The sequence below is a fragment of the Hungatella sp. SL.1.14 genome (genome assembly GCF_024460495.1).
In the GTDB taxonomy this organism is placed as follows: Bacteria; Bacillota; Clostridia; order Lachnospirales; family Lachnospiraceae; genus Hungatella; species Hungatella hathewayi.
The window spans coordinates 31,951-48,578 of record NZ_JANFYJ010000030.1 but is presented as its reverse complement, the minus strand read 5'-3'; the positions used below and the strand labels follow the sequence as shown (position 1 = coordinate 48,578).

The following is a 16,628-nucleotide window of genomic DNA, read 5'->3' as shown; positions in this document are numbered from 1 at the left end:
CTGACTTTTTGATTGAGTTTTTGTCTGTTCTGCTTTATAATTTAACAAAAGAAGCAAAAATCCCCCGCACTGGAAGCGGAGGGCTGAATTGCCGGAAACAAACTTTTGTGATAGATAAAGGATAGAAAGAGGTGGAATTATGATACAACCGGGCGAGGCTGGAAGAACGGTCCGTTCTTTTTTTGATGCATATCTGATTCGGCGGAATGCAGAGGACACGCTGAACTGTGTGACAGATACCGTGCATTGGGTGGGAACCGGAAAGTCTGAACTGACAGTGGGACGGAACCAGGCAAAACAGGCACTGGTTACAGAATTTTCCCAGATGCCGGAACCGTTTGGAATAGAGTATGACAGCTTCGATGAAATGGTTGTTTCCGATCGGTGTGCCGTCGTTCTTCTTACGGCTAATGTATATCCGCCCGGGGACGAAGCGGACGCGATCTGGTTCCGGGTGAGCGCCGCCTGCGTTGAGGGTGAGGATGGAGTCTGCAGAATCGCTTCGATTCACGCATCGACGCCTGAAAGCCGACAGGAGGAGGGCGAATATTTTCCGGAATCCACGCTGGATCGGTATGAGCTGGAACGTCAGCTTGGAACAAAGGCGCTGGATATCATGGGGAAAAGTATTCCCGGCGGAATTATGGGCGGCTACCTGGAGCCAGGGCTCCCTCTTTACTATATCAACGATTTTATGCTGTCATATCTGGGCTATTCCTATGACGAATTTGTGAATGCGACAGAGGGCATGATTATAAACTGTGTGCATCCGGATGACCGGGAAGCTGCGGTACATATTTTTGAGGAAGCGCTTGATGAGAGCAGTGATTATACGGATTACTGCCGGATCTTAAAGAAAGACGGAAGCTATATCTGGGTCAGCGCCCTGGGAAAAAGAGGAGAGTCTGTAGATGGCCGGGCAGTCTGCATCTGTGTGGTCAGGGATGTTTCAGGAGAAGTGGAAGCGAGAGAGCATTTGAAATGCCAGGCAGAAGAGCAGGCGAGGCAGGCGAAACAGTACGACCATCTGTTCCAGTCAATGCTTTGCGGCATTGTACAGTACCGCTTAACAGACATGGGAGTTGTGTTTAAAAATGCCAACCGTGAGGCGATCCGTATATTTGGCTATGAACCGGAAGAATTCTGGCAGAAAAAGGACTGGAATATGCCCCTGCTGATCGCGGAGGAAGACAGGGAGAGCATTTTAAAAGAGATTGGGACACTGCGCGAGAATGGAGATAAATCTGATTTTGAGTACCGTCTGCTCAGGAAGGATGGGCTTCCCTGCTGGATCATCGGTACGGCTGAGGTCCTTCTGGACAGTGACGGGGAACAGATCATTCAGAGCGTTTTTATCGATATCAATGAGCGGAAGAGGGCAGAATTGAACGAACAGCGCCTTACAAGACAGGTGGAGGCCAGTAATGAGATCATCCATCGGGCCCTTGAGCATACGATGACCTGTGAGTTTTACTACTATCCACAGACCGGCGAATGTCAGGTCCCGGAACGGACCTGTAAAGTCTATCACTGCCGGAGCCGGTATGACAACATGCCGTTTGGGTTTGCAGAGGAAGAGGTAGATGAAGCGTATTATCCGGCTTTCTATGCGATGTACGAACAGATTCACAGCGGAGAGAGAACCGCCACCTGCGAATTCCGCGGAAAAAGCCGCAGTTACTGGAGCCGTCAGACCATGTCCGTCATTCTCAGCGACGAAGAGGGAAAACCGCAGTTTGTCATTGGTATTGTGGAAGACATTACCCGGGAGAAGGAGATGGAGGTGGCTTTGGAGGAGGCCAGGTCCCGTGACAGCCTGACCGGCCTTTACAACAAGGAGAGCGGAATCCGCATGATTCAGGAGTACCTTGCCTGTGAAAGGGCGCCGGGAGAACACGGCGTCATGATGCTTCTGGACATGGATGATTTTGAGGATATCAACCAGAAGGAGGGCAATGTCTTTGCAGATGCGGTTCTGCAGGAGGTAGCGGATGTTCTCCGGCAGATAACGGAAAAGGAGAGCATTCCGATTCGCCTGGGCGGAGATGAATTTATGCTTTTCCTAAAAAACTGCAACAAACGGGAGGCTGGCATCATCGGCCCGCGCATAGCCGCCATGATAAGAAATATTATTCTCAACACGGAAAAAGACATCCAGGTCGCAGCCAGCATCGGAATGTGCAGCACCGAAGTGACAGACGAATATAATGCGCTCTACTGCTGTGCCGAGAGCACCTTAAAATACGTTAAGGATCACGGCAGAGGCAATGCTGCCTGCTATCTCGACACCTCCAGAGAGGTAGGGGTGTTCCTTACGCAGATGTACCCGGAGGAATTCCAGGTAAACACGGTTGACCGGGAGATACTGCATCCGGAAAAGGATCTGGTTTCCTTTGCGCTGGAGCTTTTGGGACGGTCGAAAAATATCAACGACGCCGTGTTCCTGCTGCTTTCCCGTATTGGAAAGAAGTACCATTTCGACCGGGTGTCGATTATTGAGGCGGACAAAGCTTTTCTGTCCTACCATTTTTCCTATCAGTGGGCGCGTCACCACGCGGATCTGCAGCTGGGACAGGATTTCTATGCTTCGGAGGAAGATTTTGAAATCTGCGCCAATATGTATGATGAGGATGGCCTGGCCGACCATAACGTGAGGGACGGAATCTCCCATATTGCCTCCTGTCTTCATGCCGCGATCTGGAATTACGGGGAATATGTGGGTTCCATGAGCTTTGAGATCGATCAGGAGAATTATCAGTGGACCGGGGAACAGCGGAAGCTGTTGAAAGAGCTGGTGAAGATAGTCCCCTCTTTTATTATGAAATCAAAGGCGGATGCAGTGAGCCAGGCAAAAACGGATTTCCTGTCCCGCATGTCCCACGAGATCCGCACTCCAATGAATGCCATAAGCGGTATGACCATGATCGCCAAGAGTGTGCTGGATGACAGGGAGAAGACGCTGGACTGCCTGGAGAAGATTGAATCAGCCAATACCTATCTGCTGGAACTGATTAATGATATTCTCGATATGTCCCGGATTGAGAGCGGCAAAATGGAGCTAAACTATGAAGCGATGGATTTGGAACAGCAGCTCTCCAATCTGGAGTCCTTATTCCGCGTCCAGGCCGAGGCGAAGAACCTGGTTCTGACCTTTGACAATGATTACAGGAAAAAAAGGCTTCTGCGGGCAGACAGTCTGCGGCTGAACCAGATTCTGGTTAATATTATTGGAAATGCTATCAAATTTACGGAGACCGGCCGCGTTGCAGTCTCTGCGAATGTGCTGGAGGAAGAGCCCAGGGCATTGATCCGTTTTTCCGTCACGGATACGGGAATCGGCATCGAGCCGGCCGCATTGCGGAGAATCTTCAATGCCTTCGAGCAGGCGGATGCACTTACTGCCTCACGCCATGGAGGCACGGGACTGGGACTGTCCATATCCAGCCGCCTGGTGCAGATGATGGGAGGTACGCTGGAGGTGCGCAGCGAACCGGATCAGGGATCGGAGTTCTTCTTTACCCTGAGTCTGGAATATGCCTGCGAGAATACAGAAGAAAGTCTGTCAGCGGAACAGGAGGCCAGTATTCCGGATTTTAAGGGACGGCGTGTTCTGCTGGCCGAGGATAATGAACTGAACCGGGAGATTGCGCAGACCATTCTGGAGATGAACGGTTTCACCGTGACCTGTGCGGTGGATGGGCAGGAAGCACTTGATCTGTACTGCGGGAAAGAGCCTGGCTGGTTTGATGTGGTTTTGATGGATATCCGCATGCCTGTCATGGATGGACTGGAATCAGCCAGACGAATCCGGACCTCCGGACATCCGGATGCCCGCACAATTCCCATCATCGCCCTGACGGCAAACGCCTTTGACGAGGATACGAAAAAATCGCTGGCCAGCGGCATGAACGGTCATCTGTCGAAGCCGATTCAGGTGGATCAGATGCTTGAGGTGATGGGACGCTGCATGGGTTTGATATCATAGAGTACGGCAGAAGGGGAGATTATGTATTCATTTTTACTTGTTATTATTTATATGGCCTTTATCAGTCTGGGCCTTCCGGATTCCCTGGTAGGTTCGGCCTGGCCTGTTATGCACACGGAGCTGAATGTGCCCGTTTCCTATGCAGGGATGATCACGATGGTGATTGCGGCTGGTACCGTTGTTTCCAGCCTTCTTTCCGACCGTCTTACGAAAAAACTTGGAGCTGGCCTGGTGACGGCGGTCAGTGTGCTGATGACGGCGGTCGCTTTATTCGGTTTCTCAGTATCCGGTTCCTTTCTTCTTTTGTGTCTGTGGGCAGTTCCGTACGGGCTTGGTGCGGGAGCGGTGGACGCGGCACTGAATAACTACGTAGCGCTTCACTATGCCTCACGCCATATGAGCTGGCTGCACTGCTTCTGGGGGCTGGGCGCCGCGGCCAGTCCTTATATCATGAGATACTGCCTGACCGGCGGTTATGGCTGGCACAGCGGTTACCGTGCGGTTTCCATCATCCAGTTCGTTCTGACAGCCGGACTTTTCATCAGTCTGCCCCTCTGGAAACAGGCCAACAGAGAAAAGGGAGACGGCGCCCGGAACGCTGCAGCGGTGAAAGAAGAAAAACGGATCTCGGAGAATCCCTCTTCCGGGAAGACGCTCAGCCTATTGCAGACCATAAGATTAAAGGGTGTTCCCTTGGTGATGGCAGCATTTTTTTCCTACTGTGCCGTGGAGCAGACGATGATGCTCTGGGCAAGCAGCTATATGGTGCAGGTTCGGGGAATGGATGTGAATCTGGCAGCGGGATACTCCTCACTGTTTTTCTTCGGCATTACCTTTGGACGCTTTTTAGGCGGGTTTGCAGCCGACTGGCTTGGAGACCGGGGGCTGATCCGCATCGGTATTGCCACGATTGTGGTGGGACTGATTCTCGTGGCGGCTCCGGTAAAAACCAACATGCTGGTGCTTGCCGGTCTGGTGGTGATTGGGTTCGGCTGTGCCCCTGTATATCCGGCGATCATCCATGCGACTCCCTATAACTTTGGACGGGAAAATTCCCAGGCTGTCATAGGTGTTCAGATGGCCAGCGCCTATATCGGAACGACATTTATGCCGCCACTGTTCGGAGTCCTTGCCTCCATTACAAATATCAGCAGCCTTCCTTTCTACATACTGATCCTGACGGTTCTCCTGCTTGTGATGTCGGAGAAGCTGAACCGGACGGTGGACCGGAGGAGGAACCGGTAAAACTGCCTGCTGGAACGTTTCTGGCTACACCGGCCGGAATGAGCAGGAGGGATCATATTGACAGCCTGCTCTCCATGCGGGAAGGCTATCACGTGACCGGAAGACATCCGGGATATAAAAAATACAGTTCCCCTGGTGAGCGCAGTTAAGTCCTTTAGAAAGATGAGGCCGAAAGGTGATGATGATCCCATCACTTTTCGGCCTCATTGATCTGCCCGGATCGGTCATGCTGTGATCCGGAAGCGTTATACTCCCCTTATAACCGGCTGTATCTGCCGATTCTCCAGCGCTTCCCGAAGCGTATCTTCAATCAGTTCGGTACGCGCGATCATGGAGGACGGCTTTTTAACCGGATCGTCCTGACCAAACGGAACGAAGAAGATGTTTTTGGTGTGAAACAGCTCGCCGATATTTTTAAAGTTCATTCCCAGCGCATCGTTTGTAGAGACGGAAATGACCAGCGGTTTTCCATTGCGCAGATGGGCTTTTGCCGCCATGAGCACGGGAGTGTCCGTAATGCCGGAAGCCAGTTTTGCCAGCGTGTTGCCGGTGCATGGGGCAATGAGAAGAACATCCAGATACCCTTTGGGACCGATGGGTTCTGCCTCTTCGATTTTCAAAATCGGTGCATTTCCGGTCATTTCAGATACTTTCCGGATAAACTCTCCGGTATCCCCGAAACGGGAATCCGTAGTCTGAACGTGATCGGAGAAAATGGGGTGGAGAATAGCCCCTGTTTCAATAAGACGTTTTATTTCCTGTTCTATTTTTGAAAAGGTACAGAATGATCCGGTTATGGCCAGACCAATGTGTTTGCCTGCTAAATCCATAGTAAAACTCCTTTCTTACAGGTGATCCATAACAGCTTCATAGAGGATTTCGGCCGAGGACATGGGGGCGTAGACGCCCGGCAGCCCGGGACATAATTTGGCAGGAATACCGAGGCGTCTGCAGGTTTCGAAATCCACGCCTCCGGGGGAGGAGGCAATATCGACAATGACAGCTTCCTGTTTTGCCGCTTCAAGAAGGACGGAATCCAGGACCATGGCGGGAATTGTGTTAAAGATAAAATCGAACCGGTCGATGTCACCGGCCAGATCCTCCAGCAGCACAGTATCGTATCCGAGACAGCCCGCATGAGCCAGCTGTCTTTCGTCTCTGGCGGCAACGGTAACCGCAGTGCCCAGTCCCTTCAGCCGGTCCGCCAGTGTGCGGGCACAGCGGCCCCAGCCTGTTACGAGGCACCGGCTTTTATAAAGGTTAATGGAACTTAAGGAGATTGCCTCTGCGAGAGCCCCTTCCGCGGTGGCGGCGCTGTTCTTGCAGGCGACCGTCTCCATCTGCATAAAATCATGGCAGGGAATCCTCCGGGACTCGCAGTGCGCCTTTACGGAAGGCGGAATATTGCCGCCAAACAGGGTATGGCCTTTCGTTAAATGGTTCAGAAAGGTGTCGATCTCCAGCCCCTCCAAATGATTGTCGGAGAAAATGGTATGGCCGTCCTTCGAAAATGGTACGGGGCAGAGAATAATATCGGAAGTCTCCATTGCATCCCTGAGTGAGAATGCGGGAGTGGAATTGTCATAGTATAAAAGCGTCTTTTGGCCGGCCTTTTTTAACCGGCGGGTCAGGTAGAGCTGCCTGGGATCTCCGCCCAGGATCAGAAATTGATGCATGCAGAAGCTCCTTTCGCCTTAAAGCCTCCAGCGGTCTGCAGGTTTTGCGTGCCGCCGGAAAAGATGGGGTTCTCCTGTTTTATATGAAAATAAAAAATGGATTGTGACAGGTACCATTGATAAAAGGTTGTCATAGTTTTAGGTATAAAGAAAGAGTTGGAGAATGGTATTATGAGACAGAGTATTTTTAAGGGAAGCGCCGCCGCACTGGTCACTCCCATGAAGCCAGGCGGCGGCCTGGATTTTACAGCCTTAAGAAGGCTGACAGACAGAGTACTGGCCGGGAAGACCGACGCAGTAGTGGTAAATGGCACAACCGGCGAGTCTGCGACGCTGAACGACCGGGAAAAGCTTGCTGTGATCGAGGCTGTGATCAAGATCGTGGATGGGCGGGTCCCCGTCATTGCCGGTACCGGGAGCAACTGCACAAGACATGCCGTGGAGCTGTCGAAAGAGGCGCAGAGGCTGGGCGCGGACGCGCTTTTACAGGTGACGCCTTATTACAACAAAGCAAACCAGGAAGGCCTGGTACGCCATTTTACAGCAGTGGGGGACAGCGTGGATATCCCCATTCTTCTGTACAATGTTCCCAGCCGCACGGGGGTATCGATACAGCCGGAAACGTATCAGATTCTTTCCGGCCATCCCAATATCAGGGGGACCAAGGAGGCGGGCGGAGACTTATCGGCGCTTGCGAAGACCGCTGCTTTATGCGGGGATGGGTTTGATATTTATTCGGGCAGTGACGATCTGACTGTTCCGGTGATGGCGCTGGGAGGCAGGGGCGTGATATCGGTACTGGCCAATCTCATGCCGTGGGAGATGCATGAGATGTGCCGTCTGTTTCTGGAGGGGAGAATAGAGGAGAGCAGAAAACTGCAGCTGAAGCTGATGGAGGTTATGGAGGCCATGTTCTGGGAGGTGAATCCGATTCCTGTGAAAGCTGCGCTCTCTATTCTGGGAATCTGTGATGAGTTCTGCAGGCTTCCTCTGACTCCGATGGAGAGGGAAGAAAAAGAACGGCTGGCGGAGGTGCTGAAGAGGGCGCATGCAGGAGAGCTCTGAGAACCGGAGGAAAATCTGATCACAATAAAAGAAAGGCAGTGCAGAATCATACCAATTCTGCGCTGCCTGGTTTTTCTATTTCCATACTGTTTTCTTCTTCTCTTAATCAGCGGACTCAAGCTTTTTTAAGTACTCCGCCGCATACGCCAGAGACGTATTCAAATGTTCTTTCATAAGATCTGCCGCCAGCTGATAATTCTTCTGTAAATAAGCCTCATAAATCTTTAAATGTCCGCGTTCAATGTCCCGCTGGTGCTGCAGAGATGTCTCATACATGTTGGAGAAAATAGTCAGCTGGCTGCGCTGCTTTTCGGCGGCCCGTGCGAGACGGCTGTTGGCGCAGTAGTCGTAAAAAATCAGGTGAAAATGATCGGAATATCCCGTCCATGCCTCCGTCTCTTCTCTCGACAGATGTTCCTTCTCAAGAACTGCCTCCGTGTAACGAATGTTCTCCGTCAGTGCCTTTTCGACCGTTTTCTGATCGGGATAGCGGGAGGTGTAGAGAATGGCCAGGGCGTCCAAATCCCCCATAAATTCATAGAGCTCTTTTAAGTCCTGCTCCCCGATGCTTATGACATTGACTCCGATGTTGGAACAGGAGACGACCAGTTCGTCCTCAGTAAGCCGGGTCAGTGCTTCGCGGATCGGGGTGGAACTGACTCCAAAACGTTCCTGCAACTGCTTCAGCGTCAATTTCTCACCGAGCCGGATTTGCTGTGTCAGAATATCCTGGCGGAGAATATCGTATATCTGCCCGGAAAGTGTGGTTTTATTTAAATCCATGGTGTGATCCCTTCCTGAATGAAAATCTTTATTATATATTCATATTACAACAGAAGAAAATGAAGGTCAACCTTATTATTTTACATTTTGCAAAATGCATATTGCAAAATGTAAACGAAGATGGTACAATTCTTAAAACAACAATCATCTGACGCGTTAAAGCGAAAAAGCAGAGAACGGGAGAAGAACATATGAAAAATGAGGAATTGCTGAAACAGCTGAGCCAGGCTCAGGGAATTGCCGGTTATGAAAAAGAAGTGAGAGAGCTGATTGCGAAGGAAGCCGCAGCCTATGCGGACGATATGATGACAGACGCTATTGGGAATCTGATTGTCTTTAAGAAGGGACAGGGCGGACCAAAGTCCAAGAAGATCATGTTTGCCGCCCACATGGACGAAATCGGTTTTATGGTAAAGAAGATTGAGGAGGATGGACGGCTGCGCGTCTGCAGCGTAGGCTGGAACTGGGCTGCTTCCGCCTATAATGCCAGAGTGAGGTTCCGCAATGGAGTAACCGGCGTCTTTGGGTGCATGGGAGCCATCGAGGATGCCCATAACGATGTAGGAAAACTCTATCTTGATATCGGAGCAAAATCGAAGGAGGATGCCTTAAAATACGTCAAAGTCGGTTCCGTCTGCGGCTATTACGGCGAATATGTGGATCTTCAGAATAATCTGGTGTGTTCTAAAACCTTAGATGACCGGATCGGCTGTTATCAGCTTTTAGAGGCATTAAAGGAGAATGACGGTACGTATCCCAACGATATCTATTACGTATTTACCGTACAGGAAGAGGTGGGATGCAGAGGCTCCAAACCGACAGCGGAACGGATCCGTCCCGATATCGGAATCGCGGTTGACATCACGCCGGCGCATGATTATCCCTGTGATCTGGAGGGCAGCAATACTGTCGGAAAGGGAATTGCAATCAAGTATGCGGATCCGTCGGTGATCTGTGACGAGGAAGTGGTTGCCGCCATGGAGGAGTGCTGCGGGCGTGATGAGATTCCCTGGCAGCCGGAGGTGATTGACAAAGGCGGCACGGACGCTTCCAGCATGAATATGTCGGGCGTGGGTGCCAGAGCAGGCGGGATCGCCGTCGTGACCAGATATCCCCACTGCCAGAGCTGTGTGGCGTCCAAGGATGACATCGAAGCGGGAGTCAGGCTGTGTACTGCAGTATCCAGATACGAATTCAGTTTCTGAAGGTGACGGAGGTACCGGGTGAAACAATACATATTGACACATGGAAACATCCTGGCGATGAAGGACCGCACCATAACCTATGATACGGATATTTTCATAAAGGATGGAAAAATACAGAGAATCGGAAAGGATCTGGCCGAAGCGGTACAGCGGGGAACATCGGAGCAGACGGATTGGCCGGAGTGTGACACGGAGGTTTTGGATATAAGGGGCCGCTATGTGATACCGGGCCTGATTGACGGCCACTGTCATTACGATGCCGATTATATGGGAAAGCTGTTTCTGGCCTGTGGAATTACTTCCGTCAGAAACATGCGCGGCTATAAACGCCATGCCGAATATGCCGCAGAGACGCTGGCAGGAAGACGGACAGGTCCTTACATTTATTCCAGCGGTCCAATCTGCGACGGGGAAGATAAAACCATACCGGATAATACGAATGAAATCATCCGGACGGAAGCCGATGTGGAACGGGCCATTGAGTATACGATTGGAAATGGGTTCCTATGGCTAAAGACGTATCCGTCCATAGAGCCGGAGCTGTACCGGTATCTATTGAAACGGGCGAAACAGCAGGGGCTGCCCGTGTGCGGTCATATGAGTAAAAAGCTGGATAATAAGGTCCTGGCGGATGAAGGCTATTTCTGCTGTGAGCACAGCAGCTCTCTTCCGGCCCACAAGGCGGATATCCGCTATCTGGCTGAATCCGGGATGTGGTTTACGCCCACCCAGACCGTATGCGAGACACTGCCGGATTACGTCTGGAATGGTAAGACACTGCCGGAGCTGGCGCATTTTAAGAATCTTCCGGAGTGCGAACGGGAGAGCTGGGAGAGCAAAAACCGGAAAATTATCGAGAGCTACCGGGGCCAGGGCATCCGCCCTGATATCCGTGTGGTAATCGGCAGAGGACGGACATTTATGGAATATTCGAACCGGTTTATGGCGGGAACAGACTGTGCCTATCCGGGCATCATTCCTGGCTTTTCCATGGCGGATGAGCTGGAAAAGCTGGTGGAACTTTATGGCTGCAGTCCGTATGAGGCACTGAAGGCGGCTACGGTAAACCCGGCCGAACATATCGGAATCGGAGAGAAGAAAGGCCGTGTCCGTGAGGGAATGGATGCCGATCTGGTGGTATTAAACGGCAATCCCCTTGCCGATATCGGCTGCGTGAGAAAGGTACAGATGGTCATTCAGGGCACGAATCTATATGATGAGGAGACGGTCAGAGCCTTTTGCAGCGAAGCCGGCTTCCTGAAGAGGGAAGAAATAGAATTTATCCATTGGTAGAGAGAGGAGTACAATTATGAAAAAGAGTATGGCAGTTATTCTGGCGGCGGTGATGGCACTGTCACTGACCGCCTGCGGAGGTTCCGGGTCTGCAGACACTGCGGAGAACCATTCAGCGGAAGCTTCCGGCACGGGAGCAGCCGATTCCGGCAAGACGGAAATGGTGGTGGCGATGGGCGCCGATATCGACACGCTTCATCCTTCCGATTACTCGACAACGGTGGAACTTACCGTTTTAAACCAGGTCTATGACACCATGATGTATATGAATCCGGATGGCGAGCACGATCCGGAACCGCGTCTGGCTGAGTCGTATGAGATAAGCGGGGACGGGAAGACCTATACCTTCCATCTGCGCCAGGACGCCACATTCCACGACGGCACTCCTGTTACGGCAAAGGATGCGGTTTTTTCCCTGAATCTGTACAAAAACTCCCAGTATCAGAACTCCCAGGTGACAGGTCTGGCCAGTGCAGAGGCGCCGGATGATTATACAGTTGTCTGCCATCTGGAAAATCCGTATTCTCCGTTTCTTTTAGGGGCGTGCTCGGTACATATCGCCTCCGAAGCCTATTTTGAACAGTCGGCCGATGATTTTGTCAATAAGCCGGTAGGCAGCGGTCCATACAAGTTTACCGGAAGAAGCAAGGGAAGCAATGTGACGCTGGAAGCGTATGATGGCTATTACCGCGGGGAGGCCGCGATAAAAAAGGTAACCTTTGAAGTGATTCCGGATCAGTCTACCATGGCGATCGCCATTCAGACAGGCGAAGTGGATTTTGCAGAAATTGATTCGGCGAGCCTTCCGCAGCTGAAGGCGGACAAAAACGTAACCATTGCTGAGATCCCTACCTCCAGCTTCTCTTATGTCTGCATGAATCTGGAAAAGGCCCCGTTTGATGATGTGAGAGTGCGCCAGGCCCTGAATTATGCGATTAACCGCGAGAATCTGGTACAGATCTGCTATGACGGAGAGGCGGCGGTAAATTCCAACTTATGTTCCGCCAACCGCTTCGGTTACTCGGAAGAACAGCCAAAGTATGAGTATAATCCGGAAAAGGCGAAAGAGCTGCTGGCAGAGGCTGGCATAGCGACGCCGTACCAGCTGGGAGAGATGCTGGTTGCTGAAAAGTATTCCAATCTTGCCACGGTTATCCAGAATGACTTAAAGGCAGTCGGGATGGAGACGACGATATCGGTCAAGGAATTCAACTCTTATATTGGAGATCTGACCAGCGGCAGCTATACGATCAGCGCACTGAACATGACGCTGGAGGGCGATACCCAGATGATGGAGATGGCGTTCGGCAGCGATTACATCGGAACGGCTAATAATGCCAGATATTCGGATGCGGAAATGGATGCTCTGTTTGACAAAACACGGGTTTCCAACAATAAGGAAGAACGTGCGGAACTCTTTAACCAGATCTTTACGAAAGCGCAGGAAGAAGCCATCTACATTCCGCTTGCTAATCCGCTTACGCTGTTCGCATACAGCTCCTCCCTGAAATGCCCGGAGATTCCGTATGAGGCAGTATATTACATCTATGATTTTGCCTGGTAAGGCTTTTATCTGTTGAAGGAGGAGAATTCTCCATGACTAAATACGTGGCCAAGCGGCTTCTGTACATGATCCCTGTTCTACTGGGAGTTGCATTTTTAGTATTTTCCATCTTATCCATGACACCGGGAGATCCGGGTTCCATTATCCTCGGAATTACGGCGTCGAAAGAGGATATCGCGGCGCTGAATGCGGAATTCGGGTATGATAAGCCGTTTCTGATCCGTTTCTTCCGCTATATCGGGGATATCCTGTTCCACTTTAATCTGGGGGTGTCCTATCAGAGCCGCCAGCCGGTGATTCAGGATATTGCTGCAAGATTTCCCAACACCCTGCTCCTGACCGTGTTTTCCATGTCCCTGTCTGCGGTTATCGGGATTCTGCTGGGGATTATATCAGCAGTCAGACAGTATTCCGTGTTGGATCATACCTGTGTGATCGTGGCACTGGTGTTTGCCTCCATACCGGGTTTCTGGCTGGGGCTCATGCTGATGCTGGTGTTTTCTCTTCATCTGGGGCTGCTGCCATCCTATGGAGCCGGTACACTGAAGCATTTTATCCTGCCGACCATTACCATATCCTTAGGATCGGCGGCCAGTCTGCTTCGTCTCACCAGGTCCGCCATGCTTGAGACGGTGAGGCAGGAGTACATCCGGACGGCCCGGGCCAAGGGAGCGGGAGAAAAGAGAATTATCATGCGCCACGCGCTGAGAAATGCTCTCCTTCCGGTCGTTACAACGCTGGGGACCAGCTTTGGCGCCTCCTTAGGCGGTGCGATCATCGCCGAGACCGTGTTTGCAATGCCGGGCATGGGAACCTTAATTACGACGGCCATCCGTCAGAAGGATATTCCTGTGGTCATGGGATCCACCTTGTTCCTGGCCTTCTTATTCAGCCTCATTATTCTTCTGGTTGATGTTCTCTATGCCTTCATTGATCCAAGAATCAAGGCCAAGTACCAGGAGGGAGGTAAGAGCCGTGGATAAGGAAAAAAAACGAAAAAATGCCGTCAGGAACGAAGTATGGTACCGGTTTAAGAAAAATAAGGCTGCCATGCTGGGACTGGTGATCCTGATTGTAATTGTCGCGATTGCCGTGTTTGCCGACCTCATTGTCCCTTACTCCAGGTGTATCGAACAGGATGGAGGAGCAAGGCTTCTGATGCCGGGAGCATCCCATTTTTTCGGAACGGACGAATACGGCCGAGATCTGTTTGCAAGAGTCGTTCACGGTTCCAGATACTCCCTCTTTATCGGTGTTTCAACCAGCTTAATGGCACTGGTGATCGGCGCCGTGCTGGGAGCCAGCGCGGGATATTTCGGTGGGGTGATCGACAACACCATCTGCCGGATCATGGATGTATTTATCTGTGTGCCGCCGATTCTCATGTCCCTGGCCGTGGTGGCGGCACTGGGAACGAACTTAAAGAATCTGATTATAGCAATTACCATATCCTGCATTCCGGGAAACGTAAGGCTGATCCGGTCGGTTGTCATGACGGTGGCGGAACAGGATTATATCCGGGCCGCCAAGTCTTATGGCACCTCCAATGCCCGTATTATTTTCCGTTATGTGCTTCCCAATGCCATGGGACCTATCATTGTTAATACGACGATGAGCATCTCCGGGATGATCTTATCGGCCGCAGGCTTAAGCTTTATCGGCATGGGAATCCAGCCTCCGTCTCCGGAATGGGGCGCGCTGCTTTCCGGTGCGCAGAAATATATGTTTACTTCACCGTATCTGCTGTTTTTCCCGGGTGTCTTTATCCTGCTTGCTTCCCTGGCATTCAATCTGGTGGGTGACGGGCTTACCGACGCCCTGGATCCCAAGCTGAAGGACTAAGGAGGTGGCGCAATGAGTGAAACAATACTGGAGATAGACAATCTTTCCGTCGTATATGAGACGGATATGGAGACGGTATACGCCGTAAACGGAATCAGCTTTTCCCTCGGAAAAGGGGAGACCTTAGGGCTGGTGGGAGAAACCGGCGCAGGTAAGACCACGACGGCGCTGACCATCCTGGGGCTTTTGCCGGAACGGACGGGGAAGATCACCGGAGGGACCATCCGATTTGAGGGGATGGAGCTTGGAAAACTCAGCCCCCATGAGATGGAGAAGATAAGGGGAGCCAGAATATCCATGATATTTCAAGACCCTATGTCGGCCTTAAATCCAGTCCTCACGATCAGCAGTCAGATAGCCGAGGCCCTGGAGCTTCACAACACCGAAGGTCTGACGAAGAAAGAGATTGAAAAACGGGTGGAGGACACTCTGGAGATGGTGGGGATTCCAAAGGAGCGGAAGGCCAATTATCCCCACCAGTTTTCCGGCGGTATGCGTCAGCGTGTGGTGATCGCCATGGCACTGATTCTGAGTCCGGAGCTTTTAATCGCCGATGAACCGACGACCGCCCTTGACGTTACCATACAGGCACAGATTCTGACCATGATCTGTGACCTTCAGAGAAAATACGGAACCAGCGTCATTATGATTACCCATGATCTGGGCGTAGTTGCGGAGACGTGTGACAGGGTAGCCATTGTCTACGCCGGAGAGATCGTAGAGTATGGAACTCTGAGTGATATCTTTAACGGCAACAGACACCATCCCTATACAGAAGGACTGTTTGGTTCCATTCCCAGCCTTACAGAGGAGACGAAGCGGCTTCACCCGATTGAAGGAATTCTTCCGGATCCGACGGATCTGCCGAAGGGATGCAAATTTTCACCCCGCTGCACGAAATGCATGGAGCAGTGCAGCGTGACGGCGCCGGCCGTGTACGATGAAAACGGTCATCTGATACGCTGCCATCTGTATGGCAATAGAGAGGGAGGGCAGAAATGAAGGAAGATCTGCTGCTTGATGTAAAGCATCTAAAAAAATATTTTGACACCCCCTCCGGACTGCTTCACGCCGTGGATGATGTGAGCTTTTCCGTCAGGCGGGGAACGACATTGGGAGTCGTAGGAGAATCAGGATGCGGAAAATCCACTCTCGGCTCTACGCTTTTGTATCTTGACGAACCCACGAACGGTGAAATCCTGTTTGAGGGGACCAGTCTTCAGGGGGTGGGAAAGAAGGAATTCAAACGGATACGTCCCAGGATGCAGATGATTTTTCAGGACCCTTATTCCAGCTTAAACGGCCGTATGAATGTACGCCAGCTGATCGCGGAGCCCCTGATTGTCAATAAGGTCTGTAAAGATAAAAAGGAGATCGAGGCCAGAGTGGACGCCATGATGGAGACGGTGGGCCTGGCCAGACGCCTTGCGGGAGCCTATCCCCATGAGCTGGACGGAGGACGCCGTCAGAGAATCGGAATCGGCAGAGCGCTTATTATGGAACCGGCCTTTGTCGTATGTGACGAGCCGGTGTCGGCACTGGATGTATCGATACAGGCACAGATTCTAAATCTCTTAATGGATCTTCAGGACAGCATGAATCTGACGTATCTGTTTATTACCCATGACCTGTCTGTGGTCAAACACATATCCGATGAGATCATGGTTATGTACCGGGGAAAATGTGTGGAACAGGCGTCGTCGGCCGAGCTTTTCCGGAATCCGCTTCATCCGTATACGAGAGCGCTTCTTGCGGCGATCCCGGATCCCAGTCCGGATTCGCGGAATAAAAAGAGGACTCTGCTTCAGGGTGAGGTGGCCAGTCCTGTAAATCCGGGACCGGGATGCCGGTTTGCAGCGAGATGCCCGTTTGTCAAAGGCGAATGCAGGACCGGTGAGATTTTACTTAAGGAAGTCGGTCCGGGACACTATGCGGCATGCCCGGGTTGTCTGGACAGAATGGAGGAGTAA

General features: G+C 51.6%; 13 protein-coding genes. 10 read left to right on the top strand and 3 right to left on the bottom strand.

What is annotated here, in order from left to right:
* Window positions 1–139: 139 nt before the first annotated feature.
* Together NE473_RS25380 and NE473_RS25375 are read left to right on the top strand one after the other, a co-directional pair.
* Complete coding sequence (locus NE473_RS25380; RefSeq protein ID WP_256265415.1) at window positions 140–3,985, top strand: PAS domain-containing protein; 3,846 nt, start codon at window positions 140–142, stop codon at window positions 3,983–3,985.
* A 21-nt stretch (window positions 3,986–4,006) separates the two neighbouring features.
* On the top strand, window positions 4,007–5,230 hold the full coding sequence (locus tag NE473_RS25375) for an MFS transporter (RefSeq protein WP_055652056.1): 1,224 nt from the start codon (window positions 4,007–4,009) through the stop codon (window positions 5,228–5,230).
* A 245-nt stretch (window positions 5,231–5,475) separates the two neighbouring features.
* On the opposite strand, the gene NE473_RS25370 is transcribed toward NE473_RS25375, so the two are convergent.
* Together NE473_RS25370 and dpsA are read right to left on the bottom strand one after the other, a co-directional pair.
* The gene (locus tag NE473_RS25370; RefSeq protein WP_256265414.1) at window positions 5,476–6,060 is read right to left on the bottom strand and encodes a dipicolinate synthase subunit B; all 585 of its coding nucleotides are present in this window, start codon (window positions 6,058–6,060) and stop codon (window positions 5,476–5,478) included.
* Between the two features lie 15 nt (window positions 6,061–6,075).
* The gene (gene dpsA / locus NE473_RS25365; protein ID WP_256265413.1) at window positions 6,076–6,906 is read right to left on the bottom strand and encodes a dipicolinate synthase subunit DpsA; all 831 of its coding nucleotides are present in this window, start codon (window positions 6,904–6,906) and stop codon (window positions 6,076–6,078) included.
* Window positions 6,907–7,077: 171 nt separating this feature from the next.
* On the opposite strand from dpsA, the gene dapA reads away from it, so the two are divergent.
* Window positions 7,078–7,971, top strand: a complete 894-nt coding sequence (dapA, locus tag NE473_RS25360; protein WP_256265412.1) for a 4-hydroxy-tetrahydrodipicolinate synthase — start codon at window positions 7,078–7,080, stop codon at window positions 7,969–7,971.
* 102 nt (window positions 7,972–8,073) lie between these two features.
* On the opposite strand, the gene NE473_RS25355 is transcribed toward dapA, so the two are convergent.
* Entirely contained in the window at window positions 8,074–8,754 is a 681-nt protein-coding gene (locus NE473_RS25355; RefSeq protein ID WP_256265411.1) for a GntR family transcriptional regulator, read from the bottom strand.
* Window positions 8,755–8,945: 191 nt separating this feature from the next.
* On the opposite strand from NE473_RS25355, the gene NE473_RS25350 reads away from it, so the two are divergent.
* Genes NE473_RS25350 through NE473_RS25320 form a run of 7 tightly spaced genes read left to right on the top strand, consistent with a single transcriptional unit; the run spans window position 8,946 to window position 16,628 of the window.
* A complete protein-coding gene (locus NE473_RS25350; protein ID WP_055649520.1) occupies window positions 8,946–9,959 on the top strand; it encodes a M42 family metallopeptidase in 1,014 nt (337 codons plus the stop codon).
* Window positions 9,960–9,977: 18 nt separating this feature from the next.
* Window positions 9,978–11,252, top strand: a complete 1,275-nt coding sequence (locus NE473_RS25345; protein WP_256265410.1) for an amidohydrolase family protein — start codon at window positions 9,978–9,980, stop codon at window positions 11,250–11,252.
* Window positions 11,253–11,268: 16 nt separating this feature from the next.
* Window positions 11,269–12,816 carry an ABC transporter substrate-binding protein gene (locus NE473_RS25340; protein WP_055649518.1) on the top strand — a complete coding sequence of 516 codons (1,548 nt, stop codon included), beginning with the start codon at window positions 11,269–11,271 and terminating at the stop codon, window positions 12,814–12,816.
* A gap of 32 nt (window positions 12,817–12,848) precedes the next feature.
* Entirely contained in the window at window positions 12,849–13,799 is a 951-nt protein-coding gene (locus NE473_RS25335) for an ABC transporter permease (protein ID WP_055649517.1), read from the top strand.
* Window positions 13,792–14,658, top strand: coding sequence for an ABC transporter permease (locus tag NE473_RS25330; RefSeq protein ID WP_070102766.1), 867 nt, complete (start codon window positions 13,792–13,794; stop codon window positions 14,656–14,658). Before NE473_RS25335 ends, NE473_RS25330 begins: the two co-directional genes overlap by 8 nt.
* A 12-nt stretch (window positions 14,659–14,670) precedes the next feature.
* Window positions 14,671–15,660, top strand: a complete 990-nt coding sequence (locus tag NE473_RS25325; RefSeq protein ID WP_256265409.1) for an ABC transporter ATP-binding protein — start codon at window positions 14,671–14,673, stop codon at window positions 15,658–15,660.
* Window positions 15,657–16,628 (top strand): ABC transporter ATP-binding protein, encoded by a 972-nt coding sequence (locus NE473_RS25320; protein WP_055649514.1) that lies wholly within the window; start codon window positions 15,657–15,659, stop codon window positions 16,626–16,628. The genes NE473_RS25325 and NE473_RS25320 overlap by 4 nt, the downstream gene beginning before the upstream one ends.